The 19,092-nt window shown below is 66.4% G+C and carries 15 protein-coding genes and 1 other annotated feature; of the genes, 9 read left to right on the plus strand and 6 right to left on the minus strand.

What is annotated here, in order from left to right; all coding sequences use genetic code 11:
• Positions 1-196 precede the first annotated feature (196 nt).
• Positions 197-1,102: a hypothetical protein gene (locus tag E9529_RS14810; protein ID WP_236831917.1), complete on the plus strand. Its 906-nt coding sequence runs from the start codon at positions 197-199 to the stop codon at positions 1,100-1,102.
• Positions 1,103-1,135: 33 nt separating this feature from the next.
• Here E9529_RS14810 and E9529_RS14815 read toward each other — a convergent pair whose 3' ends face one another.
• From E9529_RS14815 to E9529_RS14830, 4 genes are all read right to left on the minus strand, one after another.
• Positions 1,136-1,327: a hypothetical protein gene (locus tag E9529_RS14815; protein ID WP_236831918.1), complete on the minus strand. Its 192-nt coding sequence runs from the start codon at positions 1,325-1,327 to the stop codon at positions 1,136-1,138.
• A gap of 108 nt (positions 1,328-1,435) precedes the next feature.
• The gene (locus E9529_RS14820; RefSeq protein ID WP_236831919.1) at positions 1,436-1,873 is read right to left on the minus strand and encodes a hypothetical protein; all 438 of its coding nucleotides are present in this window, start codon (positions 1,871-1,873) and stop codon (positions 1,436-1,438) included.
• Positions 1,870-3,042 (minus strand): hypothetical protein, encoded by a 1,173-nt coding sequence (locus tag E9529_RS14825; RefSeq protein WP_236831920.1) that lies wholly within the window; start codon positions 3,040-3,042, stop codon positions 1,870-1,872. The genes E9529_RS14820 and E9529_RS14825 overlap by 4 nt, the downstream gene beginning before the upstream one ends.
• Before the next feature lie 496 nt (positions 3,043-3,538).
• Positions 3,539-3,814 carry a tyrosine-type recombinase/integrase gene (locus E9529_RS14830; RefSeq protein ID WP_236831921.1) on the minus strand — a complete coding sequence of 92 codons (276 nt, stop codon included), beginning with the start codon at positions 3,812-3,814 and terminating at the stop codon, positions 3,539-3,541.
• Positions 3,815-3,886: 72 nt separating this feature from the next.
• On the opposite strand from E9529_RS14830, the gene E9529_RS14835 reads away from it, so the two are divergent.
• A protein-coding gene (locus tag E9529_RS14835; protein WP_374201356.1) for an IS3 family transposase occupies positions 3,887-5,139 on the plus strand; the annotation gives its coding sequence in 2 pieces (ribosomal slippage) (positions 3,887-4,178 and positions 4,178-5,139; 1,254 coding nt in all).
• Positions 4,165-4,296: a sequence feature (AL1L pseudoknot), on the plus strand. It overlaps the preceding gene by 132 nt.
• Here E9529_RS14835 and E9529_RS14840 read toward each other — a convergent pair.
• Entirely contained in the window at positions 5,119-5,343 is a 225-nt protein-coding gene (locus E9529_RS14840) for a helix-turn-helix domain-containing protein (RefSeq protein WP_236831923.1), read from the minus strand. The genes E9529_RS14835 and E9529_RS14840 overlap by 21 nt on opposite strands.
• 1,328 nt (positions 5,344-6,671) lie before the next feature.
• Between E9529_RS14840 and E9529_RS14845 the strand changes: the two genes are divergently transcribed.
• The 7 genes from E9529_RS14845 to E9529_RS14875 all read left to right on the plus strand — a co-directional run bounded on the left by E9529_RS14845 (position 6,672) and on the right by E9529_RS14875 (position 16,307).
• Positions 6,672-7,532, plus strand: a complete 861-nt coding sequence (locus E9529_RS14845; RefSeq protein WP_236831924.1) for a TIR domain-containing protein — start codon at positions 6,672-6,674, stop codon at positions 7,530-7,532.
• A 178-nt stretch (positions 7,533-7,710) separates the two neighbouring features.
• The gene (locus E9529_RS14850) at positions 7,711-8,370 is read left to right on the plus strand and encodes a hypothetical protein (protein ID WP_236831925.1); all 660 of its coding nucleotides are present in this window, start codon (positions 7,711-7,713) and stop codon (positions 8,368-8,370) included.
• A 61-nt stretch (positions 8,371-8,431) separates the two neighbouring features.
• Positions 8,432-9,535: a hypothetical protein gene (locus E9529_RS14855; RefSeq protein ID WP_236831926.1), complete on the plus strand. Its 1,104-nt coding sequence runs from the start codon at positions 8,432-8,434 to the stop codon at positions 9,533-9,535.
• A gap of 67 nt (positions 9,536-9,602) precedes the next feature.
• Positions 9,603-12,653 carry a BPTD_3080 family restriction endonuclease gene (locus E9529_RS14860; protein WP_236831927.1) on the plus strand — a complete coding sequence of 1,017 codons (3,051 nt, stop codon included), beginning with the start codon at positions 9,603-9,605 and terminating at the stop codon, positions 12,651-12,653.
• Positions 12,643-15,384, plus strand: coding sequence for a site-specific DNA-methyltransferase (locus E9529_RS14865; protein ID WP_236831928.1), 2,742 nt, complete (start codon positions 12,643-12,645; stop codon positions 15,382-15,384). The genes E9529_RS14860 and E9529_RS14865 overlap by 11 nt, the downstream gene beginning before the upstream one ends.
• 54 nt (positions 15,385-15,438) lie before the next feature.
• Entirely contained in the window at positions 15,439-15,780 is a 342-nt protein-coding gene (locus tag E9529_RS14870) for a hypothetical protein (RefSeq protein WP_236831929.1), read from the plus strand.
• Positions 15,777-16,307: a hypothetical protein gene (locus E9529_RS14875; protein ID WP_236831930.1), complete on the plus strand. Its 531-nt coding sequence runs from the start codon at positions 15,777-15,779 to the stop codon at positions 16,305-16,307. The genes E9529_RS14870 and E9529_RS14875 overlap by 4 nt, the downstream gene beginning before the upstream one ends.
• Positions 16,308-16,341: 34 nt before the next feature.
• On the opposite strand, the gene E9529_RS14880 is transcribed toward E9529_RS14875, so the two are convergent.
• Positions 16,342-19,062 (minus strand): ATP-dependent DNA helicase, encoded by a 2,721-nt coding sequence (locus E9529_RS14880; RefSeq protein ID WP_236831931.1) that lies wholly within the window; start codon positions 19,060-19,062, stop codon positions 16,342-16,344.
• Between the last annotated feature and the right edge of the window lie 30 nt (positions 19,063-19,092).

The raw sequence follows: 19,092 nt of genomic DNA on the forward strand, positions 1-19,092 counted from the left end.
AGGAGGTGACCGGCCAGCCGACGATCCCGGCGCTCAGCGCCTGACCAGACATGAAGATCACGCGGTAGCCGTCACACACCACGCCAGCGGGCTTGACCCAGGGCTCTCCTTTTCGACAATTGGCGCTTCCTGCACCGACGAGCAGCTGTGAATATCGCTGGCCGCACGTTGCGGAGAATCTACTACGGGGGATCAGATGTGGGACGATGAACGCTTCATCGCCAAGGCGAAGCTCTACTTCCACCGTGGAGCCAGTCACCCGAAGGGTGAGAACGACGTACTCGCTCTCTGGCTACTGCTAGGGCTTGAGTTCCTCCTGCGCGCACCCTTAGCAAGAGTGCATCCCACCTTGCTTGCGGACCCCACGGGTGACTCGATCATGCAGGCCGCAGGGCTTCCCGGAAAGCCGAATTCCACATCGCCGAAATCTATCCAAATCCGCACAGTAATCGAGCGTTTGGGCGCCTTCGTAGAGGGCTTCTCGAAGGACCGGCAAGACGAAGCCCTGTCGCTCGTTGGTCTCAGAAACGAGGAGATGCATAGGAGTAGCTCCCCTTTGGATGTCGACTCGTCCAAATGGCTCCCGCAGTTCACCCGTGTCGTAGAGGTCCTCTGTAAGCATCTGGGTGAGGAGCCCAGTGACATGATCGAGGAAGATCTGCTGACGCTTGGCCGCAGCCTTGTAGACAGAGAAGATCGTCGGCTGGCTCACGAGATTGGACTTCGGATTCAGGCGGCTAAGGACTTCGCGCAGAAGCTACGTCCGGAGGAGAAGGATGCCAGGAAGGTCGTTACGGCGTCGACCGTGCTCTCCTTCTTCGGTGAAACCAAGAAGACTGTGGCATGCCCGGCGTGCGTGGAGTCGGCCACCATTACTATGCGATCGGTTCGCGTCACAGATGAGCGAATCGAGGATGAGGAGATTGTTCGAGACGTCATCTACCTCGTGGACGAGTTGAACTGTCCGGTCTGCGAGTTGCAACTCAAGGGGCCTGCCGAGATTGGAGCAGCCAAGCTTCAGCAGCAGCATCAGCTTTCGGAACATGAAAGCTTTCAGGAGCGCTACATCGATAACTATGAGCCCGACTATGGGAATGACTAGTTGTGCGCTCGCACGGCCATAGAGTCAGGGCCGTTACCAGTCCACGGTGTCCGGGAAGAGTTCGCGTCGTCGCTGATGGATCGCGTCGACCTCAGCTTGCTGCTCGGGGGTAAGCGGTGGCGGGGTAGTCGCCCGCTGCACCGCCCGCGCGTACCGCCGTCGTTCGTCCACCGTGGGCGCGCCAGGGGTGGCGAAGGTGACCGGCTGTCCGTTCTCGTCGGTCACCTTCGAACTGATCGTGTGACCGGTACCTCGTCGTCGCCGCATGCTGCCTGCCCTCCGTGATCGGTACTGACCACGGTGCAGAACGCGGCGACGCGTCTGGGCGAAACCTTATTCGAACCGACAAACAAGCTTGATGAACTCGTCCGATGTGCATGTTTGCACGCCCAGCTCGACGGCTTTCCTGGTGAGCCCCTTGTCTGCTGTGGCGATGATCCAGCGGTCCCCGAATAGCTGCTCGGCACTGACCGACATCTCGGTGAGGGCGGTGGCTAGCAGCATGACGTCGCCGTTGCCCTCGTTGCGGTACAAGTCGACTACCTTGTCCTCCGGTTTGATTGTTGCCAACACGGCCCTCACGTTGACCAGCACGGTGGTCGTGATCGGGTAGGCGAGCGGTCTGAGTGTCTCAATGTCCGGCAGTCCCCGGGCCTCGTGAAAGATTTCCTCCGGGATCCGACACCGGGTGCGCATGAACGTGGACGCCTTCTGGCTGGCTGTCAGCATTGACAGGGTCACGTTGTCCACCAGGTAGCGGTCGATCGTCACAGCGTCGCCCTGTACTCGTTGAGAGACACGGCTTTACGGTTCTGGAACAACACCCTGACGATCTCCGAGGAAGGCAACCGCTTGGCGTCCATCTGCTTCAGCAGCGAACGCGAGTACTCCGCGCTGTTGTACTTGCGCAGCGCGTTCACTGGCTTCGGCTGTCGCGCCTTCTCCTTCGGCCGGTTCCGAAATTCCTCGCGCAAGATGGCCATGTAGCCGCGAGCGGTCACAGCGTCGACGAGGGCGAGTCGCCGCGCTCTCATCAGAAAGGCGCTCGGCGTGACGCAGTAGGTGGTGGCGTGCGCCTTGACGTCATCCAAGGAGGAGACGTGAAGGTCCGCCACTGACGCCGCGGGCATAAGCATCTCCTCAGCGGTCTCGTATTCACGGTTCTCGATCAGATCGTCGGACTGGTCGGAGTACGCGACGGGCCTGAACTTGCCCCGAGCAAGGCACACAGTGAGTAGCGCCAACGTGAGGAGTCGCCGGCCCGCAGGCTCTGGGCCGTCGCGGTGAGCGCCGTTGTTCACGAACAGAAACGGCACCTTCTTGTCCCGGATGCAGATGCCGCTGAACTGCGCTCGCTTCGGAATGGGCTGCGGCATGTAGTTCCTCATGCTCTGGGACACGAAGATGTTGTGCTCCTCCAAGCTGTCGAGAACGTGCTCGAACGCGAGTTCCTTTGTCTTTACGCGCAGCAGGTATGAGCGATCAATGCCGAGCTCGGTGATTAGCCAGTCGGCGTCACCCTGAACGGTCAGTCGAGACCGTCGTAGCGCACCCACAAAGGCGTTGTCCGGTAGGTCCGGATCGACCTTCTTCAACAGCTTCTGTTTGCGCAACAAGTCCTTGACGATGAGCTCGACGTCAGCTAGACGCACCGTGCCGCGCGAGTTGAGCGAGAAGGTGTCCTTGCTGACCCCTTGTAGCAGCACGTCCTGCTTCCGCTTGAGCTGCGTTTCTACAACGTCCATCGGGGCGAAGAAGAGCGTGTAGGGAATCTCTGCGCGCCGCCCGAGATTCACCAAGTCCGTGAACGAGATGCGCGATGTCTCCAGCGCCCTCTCGTACTCCTTCGCTTCTCGCTGCCAGGAATCCTCGATCAGCGCCATGAAGGTCTTGCGCTCGATTGCGATCGTGGAGTGGCCACGAGACACAGTGATAGTCACGACAAGCCCTCCCGTAGTCGCGCAATCATCGCAGCTGCGCCTCTCGACTGCACGCGGTTATGGCAAAGGCGACCGCGGGGCCGACAACTGCCCCTGAAAGCCGTCCTCGGAACACAGCTGGAGCCGAAACCAGCCCATCGACGTCGAAGCGGTGACTACGTGGGGTGGAGGTCGTTGCCGGGCGGGGAGTCCGACTGCTTTCGCACTGCGCGCGCCAGGGTCGCCGCGTGGGCGAGGGAGGCCGGGTCGCCGGTGTGCTGCACCAGCCAGCGAGCAAATCGCAAGTACGCCAACCAGCCGAGCAGGAGACAGATAGGCGCGACGATCGTTGCCAGCAGTCCAAGAAGCGGCACAGGGTCCTCCAGAAGCACGACGTTCCGTGGTTCTGGCAGTCGCCCCGACTCAGCCACCGCGGGGCTTGCGCTCGCGGGCACTCGAACGGTTAACGGGAAGCGCTGACAATTCTCAGCGGGGACCCTCCGGTGCGTGACCCAGACTACACGCTCTGGCGCGCTCGGCGCGTGAGTTCGATGGCGGCGGTGTAGTCGGGCTCCTTGGCGACGTGGGCGTACACAGCGTCCGTGAAGGCGATGGAGCTGTGCCCGAGCCACCTCGATACCGAGAACATGTCATGCCCGTCCGCGAGCCACTGGCTGCCGCAGGTGTGCCGCAGGTCGTGGAACCGGACCCCGGTGTACGGGTCGGCAGCCAGCCCCACGGCGGCCACCGCCGGGCGGTAGACGTTGCGGTAGAACGCCTGTGCGTTCCACAATTGGTCCGCACCCGCCTGGCTGTCCCGCCCCGGGTCTGATGGAGGCTCTCAATCCACGTGAGGATGAGAGTCATGGCGGCACCGAGGAAGTACCCCGACGAGCTGCGTGAGCGGGCGACCCGAATGGCGGTGGAGGCCCGGCAGGACCCGGCCACCCGTGCCGGTGCCCTCGCCCGAGTGGCGGGGCAGCTGGGCATCAACCCTGAGACGCTGCGCAACTGGGTCACCCAGGCTGAGATCGACGGCGGAGTTCGGCCGGGCACCACCACGGAGGAGGCGCGGCGGATCGCCGAGCTTGAGCGTGAGGTGCGGGAGCTGCGCCGGGCGAACGAGATCCTCAAGACTGCGTCGGCGTTTTTCGCCCAGGCGGAGCTCGACCGCCGACTGAAGTGATCGTCGACTACCTCGACGAGCACAAGAAGCGTTTCGGGGTCGAGCCGGTCTGCGCGGTGTTGAAAGACGCCGGCCTGCAGATAGCCCCGAGCACCTACTACGCCGCCAAGACCCGGGCGCCCTCGGCGCGAACGGTCTCCGACGCGGCGACGACCGCGGTGATCGAGCGGGTGCACGCCGAGAACTTCGGCGTCTACGGCGCCCGGAAGGTGCATGCCGAGCTGCGCCGGCAGGGCTATCCGGTGGCCCGGTGCACCGTCGAGCGGCTGATGCGCCGCCGCGGTCTGCGCGGCATCACCCGGGCGAAGGGGCCGCGGACCACGGTGCCCGGTGTCGGCCCGGACGCACGCCCGGACCTGGTCGAGCGGGCGTTCACCGCGAGCGGCCCGGACCAGCTGTGGGTCGCCGACATCACCTACTGCCGCACCTTCTCCGGCTGGGTCTACGCCGCCTTCGTCATCGACGTGTTCTCCCGCCGGGTGGTGGGCTGGCAGCTGTCGCGCTCGCTGCGCACCGACCTCGCACTGGACGCCCTGGAGATGGGCATCTGGACCCGCCGCCGCGCCGGCCACGACGTCGACGGGCTCATTCACCACTCGGATAAGGGCGGTCAGTACCTCGCGGTGCGCTACAGCCAGCGCCTGGCCGAGGCCGGTGCCGTGGCCTCGGTCGGCTCCACCGGCGACTCCTACGACAATGCGCTGGCCGAGGCGTTCAACTCGCTGTTCAAAGCCGAACTGGTCCGCAACAAAGGCCCCTGGAAAGGCATCGACGACCTCGAGCTCGCCACCGCCGAGTACATCGACTGGTTCAACCACCGACGCCTGCGCGGCGAGATCGGACTGATCCCACCGGCCGAGCACGAGGACAACTTCTACCGGCACCACCCCGCGGCGACTACCGTCTCCGCGTCAGTTCCGAGCCTCCACTGAACCCGGGGCGGGACAGGTCTGGGGCGCGGCGTAGGCCAGCACGGCGCTACGCGGGATGCGCACGGCGGCGCCGACCTTGCGGTACGGCAGGACGCCCCGGTAGCGGAGCCGGCGAACGGTCACGCAGGAGACGCCGAGATAGGCGGCGGCCTCCTTGTCGGACCACATCTGGTCCGAAGGGCTGAGCTTGGTGGTGCTGGGCATGGTGGGTCGTCCTCCAGAAGAAGTGGAGGGTTCAGGCCCAGAACTCAAAGAAGCCGGGCCGAACCCAGGGATGTCATCTGAGTTCGCCCGACTTGGCGCGCCAGTCCGTGCAGCGCGGGTCCACGGTTTGCTCGCCCGCTCTGTGGCGGGGCAGGGGCTCCGTGTGGGCCTTAAGCAACCCCGCTCGATGCGGGGTGACGTTTACCAGGTGGTGCGCCAGTTGCCCGCACAGCATGACCCGGGATGGCTAGATCAGGCAAGGGAGCGCGGGGGACTGGACGAGCTGTGTGGCCCACAGTTATCCACAGCCCGTTGGGTCAAGCGTTGGGTCAACGGTGGAACTGCCGCCGTGCCATCCGTGCCAGCGATGCGCTGGCCAGGTGATTCGCGGTGGGGCGGGTGGGGCTCGAACCCACGACCCAGGGATTATGAGGTATCTCGGGGCCCTTCGCCGACCTGCATGATCATCAGCGATTTGCCTCCTGACCTGCGGTTTCATGATTGGCGGCCGATGGCCGTCGATGGTCCGAAACGGCCCTTCTGTGGGCACCGTGTGGGCACGGTGGGTACGCATACGAGGCAGGGGTACCGTGGCTCACGCATCCCGGCAGGAGCGGTCGGGTCGCTCCGGCGGTGTGCTGCCTGCGGGGCTGGCCGCCGTGTCGTGACGCCTACAGTGAGCCTCGCCTGTCGCGCTGAGCTTCAGGAAGTGGGCCCGGCTCCTCTCCGGACGGTGAGCGGCCGGGCTCCGCGTCCCTCCACAGCGGCGACACGTCCTCGGCCGCGGTGATATCCGCGATGTGCGCTCGCCGGGCGCTCCTATTCATCGTCCGGAGAGTGTTGGGACCCAGGCCGCTTCACCCCCGGCCGAGTGTGTCGGCTCCAGCGGGTCGCCGGAAGGGCGCTGCGCGTCCCTACGGGATGGGCCTTCGGCCCACCCTTCCCCCGACCCGCTGCAGCCAAGAGGGGCCGGTTGTGAGAAGCGGCCAGGAGTGCTCCACCGGCTGCGGCGCTGGTAGCTGCTCGACCGCCACGAGCGCCGTTGGTGCGGCGAGCGGGTGCCCGCCCTGGCCGGCCCGTCGACCTCGGCAACCTCTCGCCGGCGGCCTCGAACGCCATGCTCGGGTCCTCATGCTCGCCGCCATAGCCCAGGCCGCCGGAACCCACGATCGCCGGCTCACCGGCGGCGACGCAGGCCCGGTGACCGGCTACCGCAGTCGGTCTTGCTGTCCTGTTCGCGAGTGAGCCAGCCGACCGTCGGCGCGCTGTCCAGCGTCCGACTCGCTTTACCAGCGGAGGCCGTCGTAGGACGACCGTAGGCTTGGAGGGTGCGTTCCGGAAGCAGCGAAGAGGGCCTCGTCGACGACCTGGTGACAAACCTGCTCGAGAAGGACTACCTCGAAGTGCATGGGGTGCTCAAGTCCGTCGGAGCGGAACGGCTGCCCGCAGGGTGGCGGGACTTCAGCCCCGTGTCGAAGCGAAGGACGCTACGAAAAATCGTCGGCGGGCTCCCCGGAGAGCAGGTCGACGAACTCGCGCGCGACTACATCGATGGCAACAACGCCGATGTTCGGCTGGCTCCCGCGCCTTCCACAGGGCGGCACGCCCCCGCATGGCGCCCTCCCTACGCCGCGCCGGCAGACCCGGCGGAGAAGTACGGCCTTGAGAAGACCACGGCGACGAATAGTGTCGACGGCGGCACGGTCCAGCCCACGCAGGCCGGCCCCGACGAGACCGAGTCGGCTGACTCCATTTTCGTCGTCCACGGCCGCGATACGAAGATCGAGAGCCAGACGCTCTTGCTCGTCGAGCGGACCACCGGCCGGCCGGCGATCGTGCTGCACGAACAAGTCACTGGCGGCCGAACCGTGATCGAGCAGATCGAGCGGCACGGGTCCTCAGCCGGATACGCCATCATCCTGCTGACCGGCGACGACGAGGGCGGCCTCCGCGGGGGCGAGATGAAGCTCCGCGCCCGACAGAACGTCGTCCTCGAGCTCGGCTACTTCTGGGGTGTGCTCGGACGCAATCGCGTCGCCGTGCTCGTTGAAGCGGGGGTCGAATTGCCGTCCGACGCCGGTGGCATCCACTACATCGACATCGACTCCGGGGGCGGCTGGAAAGCCAAGCTGCTCCGCGAACTCGACCACGCGGGCTTCGAGATCGACTGGAACAACCTGCGCCCCTAGCACCGGTCGTCAGACGGCGAACCGTCGTCGTCTGCGCTGAGAGTGGAGTGAGACTGAAGCCCGACGGAAGCCCCCCGATGCCCCCCCGCTCGATCAGTCCGGCACTCGGGGCATTGGTTGCCCGAGGCTGCGCGGGCGGCCTGCGGCGCGGTGGCGTTCTACCGGAGGAGGTTGAGACTTGCTCGACGACGACGTCGCTGCACTTCGGGTCTACGTGGTGACACACCTGGGCGAGAACTGGGTCGAGTGGCCGGGCGGTCGGCCGGGGGAGGCAGAGGTTGCGCTGGTCGACGCCGTCATGTCAATTCGCGCGCGCTACGGCCGGCCGGGTAGTGCTCAGGACGATGTCCTACTGGCCCCGACCGGCGTCCACCGAGCGGTCGCTGCATACCGAGCACTGCGGGGCAAGGGGCCGCTGGACGACCTCTGCGTGCTGGCGCAGATAGACGCGGCATCGCTTCAGCGCACGGTCGGAGCGCAGAAAACAGCCGGCGTGCCCAAGGCAGAGGCGATCGTGCGTGCGGCTGCCGCGCTCGTTGATGTCGGGGTGGTATCCGCAGACGATGTGGAGCCGGCCGATCCCCGTCAGAAGCGTGCGTACACCTCGGTGCGCGGGCTCGGCTGGGTCACCTGGGAGTACTTCGGGATGCTTCTCGGCCGGCCAGGGGTCAAAGCCGACCGCTGGGTGGTGCAGGCGGTGAGCAACGCGGTTCACCGACAGGTGACGCCGTTAGTAGCCCGTGATGTCGTCCTGAGCGCCGCGGACGCGCTAGAGAGGAGCCCGACGGTGCTGGAGCACGCGCTGTGGGCGTTCGAGCGAAGCCGGACGGGCTATTGAATGCTTTCGACCTGGCCGCCTCCTGTCGTCGTGACGCGCGGTAGACGGGCGTGAAGGGGGCATGAGCGACGACGCCATCTTCCTCGCGGTCGGCGGGCAGCTGACCGCACTCCGCAAGGCCGACTACACCAGCGAGGACGTCCTCCAGCAGGTGCTCGCGCAGTTCCCGGAGCTGGTCGCCGGTGTCGGCACAGCGGGGGAGAGCGCGAAACTGCTGCTCGTCCGACGCGAGATGCCCGTGGCAGCCGCGGACAGCGTCGGACTGTCCCTTGACCACCTGTTCCTCGACCAGTCCGGCGTGCCCGTGCTCGTCGAGGTCAAGCGGGCATCGGACACGCGAGCGCGGCGGGAGGTCGTCGCGCAAATGCTCGACTACGCCGCCAACGGCGTCGCCACCTGGCAGAACGACCTGCGCGACGCCGTCGCGCAGACGGCCGGCAGCACGGACCCGGGCACGTTTCTCCAGGAGCAGCTGGGTGTGGAGGACGTCGAGGCGTTCTGGACGACGGTCGAGGACAACCTGCGGGTCGGCAAGATCCGGCTCATCTTCCTGGCCGACCGGCTCGCGCCCGGCCTGGTGCGCATCATCGAGTTCCTCAACGAGCAGATGCGCGACGTTGAAGTCCTGGGCATCGAGATGCCGCAGTACACGGCACCTGAAGGCCAGGTCGTCTACGTGCCGCAGGTCCGCGGTCGCACCGCTGCGGCGGTGGAGGCCAAGCAGCGGAGAAGCAAGCGGGCGTCGTGGACGGAACAGACGCTGCTCGACGCCGGGGCGGAGGCGCGTTCGGAAGCGGAGATGGCGCTCGTCCGCCGGCTCATCGACGACGTCAAGGCATGCGGCGGCCGGTTCTCCCGGGGCACGGGAAGCACCGCCGGTCTGACCGGCTGGTACCCGGTCGACGGCAAGGACACCCCGGTGTGGAACATCAACGTCGGCGACACGACGACGTCGGGCTGGCTCTACTACATCCTTCCCGAGTACTCGACGAGGCACCCAGAGCGCATCGAGGCGTACGCGGACGCTGTCGCCCAGATTCCCGAACTGGCCGCCAAGGTCGGGCAGGTGCGGGCGCGGGGTTGGAGCGGCTGGCCGTCCCTGCCGCTCGAACGTGCGGCCGAAATGGAGCAGACGATGGAGCCGATCGTCCTGGCCACCCGTTGACTGGCCGAAGACCTAGGGTGACGTCGGAACGCCGAGGGTTCGAAATGACGAGGGGACGTGGTCGCGCGTGACGGAGACACTCGCCGCGAGCCCGATCCTCAACGGTCCGTACGACCCGCCGGCGCGGCATTACGAGATGGGACGGCAGGGTCGGACGAACACGGTCAAGGAGGGACGCCGTCCGAGCGAGTCGTTCATCCCCATCCCCGCGGCCCGCAAGGGCCAGCAGAACCAGGCCGGTTTCGTCGAAGAAACGATCGACTACGACCTCACCGGCGAGCGCCGGGAGCGCAACAGCCTGGTCAACAGTCTCCGCCGAGACGTCGAGATCTGGCGGTACCGCGGCTACGAGCGCGTGACGCCGACCAGCCGCAAGCTGCTAGAGCACTGGGCCGACCCGACCCGCGAGAACCGCGTCCTGTTCGCGCAACGGGAGGCCGCCGAGACCGCGATCTTCCTCGCCGAGGTGGCCGGCCGACACGGGTACAAGGACTGGCGCCGCCAGCTCGACGAGGCCAATGCCGACCACAACTCCGGGCTGCCGCGGGTGGCCCTCAAGATGGCAACTGGCACCGGCAAGACGGTCGTCATGGCGATGCTGATCGCCTGGCAGACGGCCAACAAGGTGCTGCAGCCGCGGGGCACCCGCTTTGCTAAGCGCTTCCTGATCGTGGCGCCCGGTATCACCATCCGAGACCGGCTCCAGGTGCTGCAGCCCGGGCACCCCGGCAACTACTACGACGAGCGCGACCTGCTGCCGTCGGACCTGCGCGCAGCCGTGCAGCAGGCCCAGATCGTGATCACGAACTACCACTCCTTCCTGCTGCGCGACGCGAAGGAGATCAAGGGCGTCGCCGCCAACACGAAGAAGATCCTGCTCGCGGGAAAGACCGACGACCCGTTCACAGAGACGCCGGACGCCATGGTCGCCCGAGTGCTGCGTGACTTCGCCGGCCGCAACGAGCAGATCGTGGTCTTCAACGACGAGGCGCACCACTGCTACCAGGACAAGCCGATCCCCGCCGTCAAGGGTGCTCCCGCATCCCAGACCAAGGATGACCTGGAGACGGCGCGGGTCTGGTTCAAGGGTCTCCAGGCCATCCAGCGCAAGGTCGGCATCAAGACGATCTTCGACCTGTCGGCGACGCCCTTCTACCTCGGTGGCTCCGGCTACTCAGAGGGCTACATCTTCCCGTGGGTGGTCAGCGACTTCTCGCTGATGGACGCCATCGAGTCGGGCATCGTGAAGATCCCGCGTACCCCGGTGGACGACGACGCGACCGGTGACCTGGTCACCTACCTGCGGCTCTGGGACTACGTGGGCACGCACCTTCCGAAGAAGAAGCTGTCCTCCACCGAGGCGCTGCACGGGTGGGTGCCGCCGGCCGAGCTCGAGGGCGCGCTGAAGAGCCTCTACCGCAGCTACACGAGGGCTTTCGAGCACTGGGAGCGGACGCTCGCTCAACACGGCGAGCCCCCGCCCGTCTTCATCGTCGTCTGCCCCAACACAGTCGTCTCCAAGCTGGTCTACGACTACATCGCCGGCACGGAGACCGACGGCGGCGTACTCGTTCCCGGCGAGCTCGCCCGATTCAGCAACGTCGAGGACGGCCGCTTCCTGGACCGGCCACGCACCATCCTCGTCGACTCCGCACAGCTGGAGTCGGGCGAGGCGATGAAGGCCGACTTCAAGCAGGCCGCGGCAGCCGAGATCGAAGCGTTCAAGGCCGACTTCCGCCGCCGCAATCAGGGTGCGGACGCCGACTCGCTCACCGATGAGGACCTGCTCCGCGAGGTGATGAACACGGTTGGCAAGAAAGGCAAGCTCGGCGAGGGCATCCGCTGCGTGGTCAGCGTCGCCATGCTCACCGAGGGCTGGGACGCCAACACGGTCACCCACATCCTCGGCATCCGCGCCTTCGGCAGCCAGCTGCTCTGCGAGCAGGTGGTCGGGCGCGGGCTCCGTCGGCGGTCCTACGCGCTGGGCGAGGACGGCAGGTTTGAGCCCGAGTACGCCAACGTCTACGGCATCCCGTTTGCGTTCATCCCTAGCGACAGGCCCGGGCCCGATCCCTTGCCGCGGCCGCCGGCGATCATGGTCGAGTCGCTGCCCGGCCGGGAACACCTGCGGATCGAGTTCCCCAAGCTCGACGGCTACCGGGTCGAGATTCCCGACGAGCAGCTCATGTTCGACCCGCCGACGGCGCAGCGGTTCCCCATCGGACCCAGCACGGTCCCGACCCGCACGGACGTCGAAGGCGTGGTCGGTGAGGGAGAGACGGTCACCGACGACGAGGCGCAGGGCCGGCGCCGGCAGGAGGTCGCCTACCGCCTGGCGGCCCGGCTCCTGCGAACCCACCTGACCGCGCTGGGGGAAGACCCCCGCCCCTGGCTGTTCCCCCAGCTGGTGACGATCGCGCGGCAGTGGCTGGAGCAGTGCGTCGACATCGCCCCCGGCTACGCAATTGGGCATCTGCTCACCTCGACGGAGGGCCAGGCCGAGGCCGCGGAGGCCATCCACCGGGCAATCGCCGTCCAGGCCGGCAGCCGCCGGGAGCGGCTGCGCCCGATGATCCGGCGCTTCGATCCGGTCGGCTCGACGGCCGACATCGCCTTCCCGACGCGGAAGGCCGTGGTGGCGACGGAGAAGTCCGAGGTCAGCCACGTCACATTGGACGGAAAAGACGGCAACACCTGGGAGCAACTGCTGGCCGCCGAGTGCGAGCTGCACCGCGACGTCGTGGCGTATGTCAAGAACGACCACCTGGGGTTCGTGATCCCGTATGTGCACCAGGGCCGGACGCACTCCTACATCCCGGACTTCCTCGTCCGGTTGAAGCCGCGCGAGGACGACGTGGTGCGCACGCTGGTCGTCGAGGTCTCCGGCAGCCAGAAGAGCCCTGGACCGACCAAGGCCAAGGCCGACACCGCCCGCCACCAGTGGTGCGTCGCGGTGAACAACCACGGCGGCTTCGGGCGGTGGGGCTACGTCGAGATCACCACAATGCTGGGCGTCCGGGAGCGACTCTCCGAGGCCATCGACCTGCTGTACGCCGACGCGCCGATCGTCGGCGATCCCGATTTGCTCGACTACGACGAGGTCACACGTGGTGCGTAAGCCGAACGGTCCGAAGACGCCGACACCCGTCGAGGCGATCGAGCACCGGGACACCCGGGTCAACTTGCCGACGGCCGATGCGGTCGAGGACTTCGGGACGCCGGAGCTCGAGGCGATCCGCACGGTGGCCCTGGCCCGGGACCCCAGCCTGGACCCGCAGCTCATCTGGAAGGGCAAGTACCCGGACGGCGACCCAGCTGCCGGAACCGACCTTGCGGTGGATGCCCCGCCGATCTACATCCAGGAGAAGATCGACCCGCGGGTGCTTGTGGAGAACCTGCGCAAGACCGCCGCGCCGGGCCAGGTAGAGCCCGAGCTGTCGCTCTTCGAGACCTTCGACGGCCTCGATGAGCTCGACATGATCGAGTACTACCAGCACCAGGCGAACTGGTCGAACCGCATGATTCTGGGTGACTCTCTACAGGTCATGGCGTCCTTGGCTGATCGCGAAGCCCTGCGCGGTCAGGTGCAGATGATCTACATCGACCCGCCATACGGCATCAAGTTCGGGTCGAACTGGCAGGTGTCCGCCAGAAAGCGGGATGTCAAAGACGGCAAGCTCCAGGACGCTGCTCGTGAGGCCGAGCAGATCAAGGCATTCCGGGACACATGGGAACTCGGCATCCATTCGTACCTTTCGTACCTCGCGGACCGCCTGTCGAGTGCGCGAGAATTGCTGACGGACAGCGGATCCTGCTTCGTTCAGATCGGTGACGAGAACGTGCATCTCGTCCGGAGTCTCATGGACGAAGTCTTCGGCAGTGAAAACTTCGTGACGATGATTACGGTTCGTAAGACGCATACCGCCGGCAGTCCATCTGGGGGGACGGATGTGCTCCCGTCTGTTTCGGATTACATTCTTTGGTACGCCAAGTCTCTCGACAGGGTCAAGTATCGGCAGCTGCATGAGCAGCGTCCCGGCTTTGACTGGGTTAACTATGACTATGTCTTGAATCGTAGTGGCGAGAGTCGTCGGATCACCAAGGACGAGAAGCTCGGAACGGTGCCTCTTGCGGCAGGAGAGCGCGTCTACAGGCGTTCCCCGTTGACTTCCAGCTCCAGTCCTGACTCGGCGCGCTTTCCGGTCACACACGGGGGCGTTGATTACACGCCAGGTCGTGGTGGGTGGAAAACGAATGCCCTCGGGATGGGTCGCCTCTCAATCGCGGACCGCCTGGAAGCCTACGGGAAGACGCTCGCATTCCGACGGTTCACAGACGACTTCCCATACTTTCCGCGCACCAACCTCTGGACGGATACGGCGAGGGGTGGCTACGGGGAAGAGCAATGGTATGTCGTTCAGACTGGCACCAAAGTAATCGAGCGATGCACGTTGATGTGCACTGACCCCGGAGATCTCGTATTGGACCCTACATGCGGATCCGGCACGACTGCGTACGTCGCAGAGCAGTGGGGGCGCCGGTGGATCACAATCGATACGTCTCGAGTCGCGCTTGCCCTCGCCCGTCAGCGCCTTATGTCTGCCAAGTTCCCGTACTACTTCATCGCCGACTCCGTGGAGGGTCGCGCGAAGGAGGAGCAAGCCAGCGGGAAGCCGCTGCCGCCGGCGGAGGTTCATGGCGACATCCGCCATGGTTTCGTATTTGACCGTGTACAACGAGTCACCTTGAAGTCCATTGCGAACAATCCCGACCTCCGAGAGGGCATGTCTAGGGATGAGATCGACGCGGCGATCAAGCGGCATGCCGATTTCGAGGTCCTCTACGACAAGCCCTACGAGGACAAGTCAAAGGTGCGCGTGACTGGCCCATTCACCGTCGAGAGTCTGTCGCCGCACCGGTCGCTGGCGTTCGCCGGTGGACCGGACGACATCGAGCATCGCGAGACGATCAGCGAGCAGGCCGGGGCCGAGGATGCGTCTGCGCCGACGTTCGAGCAGTCGATCCTCGACAACCTCGCCAAGGCCGGCATCCAGAACGGCAAGCGTAAGGAGCGCATCCACTTCGCCGGGATCGAGCCGTACGCCGGGATCTACATCCAGGCGATCGGTGAGCGGGCCGAGGCCGCGGAGGGCGAGGAGGCCGCGCCGAGCCGGGTCGGCGTCGCCATCGGCCCGCAGTACGGCACCGTCTCGCCGACCTTCATCAAGTCGGCCGCGCGCGAGGCGATCCGGGCCGGCGATGTGGATCTGCTGTGCGTGCTCGGATTCGCCTTCGACGCACAGGCGACCGAAGTCACCGAGTCCGACGGAGTGACAGTCGAGACCACCGACCAGGGCTTCGCCTCGGTCGCCGGTGAACGAACCGTCGGTCGGATCCGCGTGCTACTGGTCCGGATGAACGTCGACCTGCTGATGGGGGAGGACCTCGCCAAGACGGGTGCGGGCAACCTCTTCACCGTCTTCGGTGAGCCCGACATCGAGCTGCGCTCCACGAACGAAGGCCAGGTCGTCGTCGACCTGAAGGGCGTGGACGTCTTCGACCCCACCACCGGTGAGATCCGCAGCGACGACACCAGCCAGATCGCCCTCTGGATGATCGACACCAACTACAACGAGGAGTCGTTCTTCGTCCGCCACTGCTACTTCACCGGCGGCAACGACCCGTACAAGCGTCTCAAGGCAGCGCTGAAGGCTGAGATCGAGCCGGACGCGTGGGAGTCGCTCTACCGCATGGAGTCCCGGCCGTTCGACAAGCCGGAGACCGGCCGGATCGCTGTCAAGGTCATCAACGACTACGGCGACGAGGTCATGAAGGTCTTCGAGGTGTAGCGGTGATGGCTGTCGAGATTTCGTTCACTTCGCGCCGTCCCTCAAGGAGGAGTTGTGCCGACAGTCGCAGTTGAACAGCGGGAAGCGATCAGCGCCGCCGTTCGCGCGTTGGCGACCCCCGACGTCGACGTCCGAAGCGTCGACTTCGAGGAACGCGAGGATCCCGACGGACGCTATTTGCTCATCGAGGTGAGGTTGGTGCCGCCGAAGGGCGACACCTGGCCGCTGGAAGCGTTCTACGAGCTTCGCCGGGGAGTGCGAGAGGTCGTCACCCGGCGCCTGGGCGAAGATCAGCCGTTCAAGATCTCCTACGTATCGGCGGGCGGAGCGGCCTCCGTTGAGGGCACCGGAGCGCCAGTCGACCCGCAAGGCACACCCGCCGGAAACCGGGAGTGACCGTCACCCGACCACTCTCCGCCGCGGAGCTGCTCGACCTCGCCGACGAGTTGGCCGGGCGCGGTACGGCAGGGCAGCCGACGCCGATCAGGCTGCGCCGGTCCATCAGCAGCGCCTACTACGCCATCTTCCACGAACTCTCGTTCCGCGCCACGCAGCGGCTGCTCGGTTCGGCGGACTGGGGCGCCGCGGAGGCCGCCGTGGTCCGCTGGGTCACGCACACCGACCTCGCCAGCCTGGCGGTTGCGGCCACCGGAGGGGGCAACCAGGCGCTCCGTGTGGCGCTCGGCTCGCTGGACGAGCGCGTCGTCCGCATCGCCCGAGCGTTCCTCGACGTGCAAGTAGCACGAGAGCGCGCCGACTACGACGACACGTTCGACGTCTCCACTGCCGTGGCGCTCTCCATAGCCGACCTCGCGCGTGACACGGTCAACCGGTCGGTCGAGCTGAGCGACGCGGGCGACCCGACCTACGGCCGATTCCTGGCCCTTGCGATGGGTGGAGTCAAGGTCGCCAAGAACAGGTGACGCGACGGCGGGGACCCGTGCCCAGCTGCGGAAGTCACTGCGCCACGCGACAAAGCGACTTGACGTCGCAGCTGCGGCACGCAGTCCCCGGCTTGGGCGTGTACTGACGTTGACGCATCCCGTGCAGGACAGTGCCCACCGTCATCTCGGCCGCAGTGATCGCGGCAGACGCCACGTCGACCGGCTCGCGAGCACCCTTCTTGAGGTCGTGCACATAGGCGCCGCGGACGTCGAGGCCCTCGCGTCGCCCGGCGTCCGCATAGACCTGCAACTGCAGGTCGTGGCTGCCTACCGCCCCGGTAGACGTCTTGTAGTCGACGATGGCCAGACCGGTGGTCACGCCGCCCTCCTGGTCGAGGATCACGTCGGCCCGGCCGGACACCACGGCGTCCCCAAGATGCAGCTCGAAGGGGCGTTCGGTCATCCACACGCGCTGCAGGTCGGACTCGTGGTCGGCGATGTAGCGGTTGACCAGGCGCCGGGCCGCGTCCTTCATCTCCCGATGGGCGGCCTTGTTGGCCGCCGGAAGGAACAGCTCGTCGTCCAGGATCCGGTCGACGGTCGCGGGATCGGGCGTCGTGCCCGTCGCCTTGGTGTGCTCGGCGATCGTTCGCATGACGTGGTGGACCGCCTTGCCGTATCCGAGCTCCGGGGCCAGCGTCGGCTGGAAGCCGAGCACGTTGCGAAGCCGGTAGGCCAGCCCGCAGACGTCATAGGCGGCCAGCTCGCTGAAGGTCACCTGGAGCAACGCGCCGCCGTCCGCCGCCGCGGAGGGCAGGGTCGGTACCGCGAGCGGAGGAGTGGTGAGCAGGGGGCCAGGGATCTCATCCCAGTACGGGGAGGGAGCCACGTTGTTCTTCGTCACGCGCTCGTGGCGAGACAGCGAGAGCCAGTCGCGGGCGCGGGTCATCGCCACGTAGAAGAGGCGCCGCTCATCGGCGTCCGAGCCCTCGTAGCGGTCGGCATCGAACAGCGACCGGTCGATCAGCCACGGTCGGACCTTGCCGGTCCGGCGGGACGGGAAGCGGCCCTTCGTCAGTGACGGGACGAAGACGACTGGCCACTCGAGCCCCTTCGCGGAGTGCACCGTCGTCAGGTCCACGGCATCAGTGTCGACGTCCGGCTCCCCATCGAAGCCCTCGTACTCGCCGTTCGCGTAGTTCGTGATGTGGATGGCGAGGTTCTTGTAATACCAGAGGCCCCGATCCTGGCCCCCGACCTGTTCACCGGGCGTCGCATCGTCCGGGCGGGCCCTACGGCGAACCGACTCGTAGTCGGCGAGCAGCGTCGTGAAGCGGGCGAGCGTGCCGAGCCGCGTGATGGCGTATGGATCGTCGTGATTCCAATGCTTGCAGCCGAGCACGTCGATGAGCTCGTAGAAGTCGCGGACCAGATCGACCCTGCGGGCCTCCTGGTGCACAGCACTCTTCCACTGCCGCAAGAGGCGGCGGACTTCGGCCGTCACTGCCTGGGGAAGCGTGAAGGCTGTTGCGTAGTCGGCGACCAGGCTTTCCTCGGTGACGGTCTGCGACTGGGCGCCATAGCCGGCCGACCGATAGTCGTGGTCGACCAGCCAGCAGTACGTCTTGCCCAGGACCTCGGCCTCCGGCCGGTCGAACAGGCCGGTGCGACCGGCCGGCTGGACGGGAACGCGAGCATCCTCGAGCGCGGCGAGCAGTCGGGGATAGCTCGTCCGGCTGCGCACCAGGATCGCGATGTCCCGGTACGCCAAACCCTTGTCGTGCAGGCGTCGGGTCGCCTCGGCGATCTCGGCTGCCTCGTCCTCCTCCATGTCCTCGAACCACTTGACGACCTCAACGCCCCCGGGCGTGCGGGTCGCGGTCATGACCTTGGGCAGGCGGCCCGGGATGGACTGGGCGAAGACATCCGCGGTGCCGACGATGGTCGGCCGGCTGCGCCGGTTTTCGGTGATGGAGAAGGTGGCGACGTTGCCGTAGCGCTGCGCGAACGAGGTGATGTTGCCGACGTCGGATCCGCGCCAGCCGTAGATGGCCTGGTCATCGTCACCCACGACGACCAGGCTCACGCCCGGGCCGGCCAGGCGACGGATGAGCGCTTCCTGGGCAGGGTTCACGTCCTGGTACTCGTCGACGATCAGATGCCGCAGGTCGGCCAGGACGTTGTCGCGGACCTCGGGGCGGTCCAGCCCGGCGACGGCGCGAGCGATCTGCTGACCGTAGGTGAGGAGCCGGTACTTCTCCAGCGAGGCGTAGTACCGCTCGAGCACGCTGCGGAGCGGTTCCTGGAGCTGGGAGGGGACGAGGAGCTCGTTCTCCACGACGTCGAGGTTCTCCAGGAACGCGCGAATCGACTTGAACAGGCTGCCTTCGAGGTCCTTGATGTGGAGGCGTGTTGCCTCGCGGACGAGGAAGGCGGTCAGCTGGTTCTCGTCCAGGACGTCAAAGGTCTCGTACCGCGGCACGTAGGTCTGCAACAGGCGGAAGCAGTACGCGTGGATGGTGCCGACGTACAGCCCGCCGAGCTGGTCGAGAGCCTGAGGTCCGAGTCGCTCTGCCACCCGCGCGCTGATGCGCTCCTTCAGCGACGCGGCGGCGCGCTCGGTGAAGGTGAAGGCGACGATGCCGCTGGCCGGCGTGCCCTCCGCCAGGAGTGTGGCCACCCGCTGGGAGACGACCTCGGTCTTGCCCGATCCGGCGCTCGCGATGATCTGGACGTGCGAACCGCGGTGCGCAACCGCCGCGAGTGCTTGGCCCTGCAGTACCGGTGCAGCCATCGATCCCCCATCCCGAGAACGACACAGTCT

This window comes from Blastococcus sp. KM273128 (assembly GCF_021698975.1).
In the GTDB taxonomy this organism is placed as follows: domain Bacteria; phylum Actinomycetota; class Actinomycetes; order Mycobacteriales; family Geodermatophilaceae; genus Blastococcus.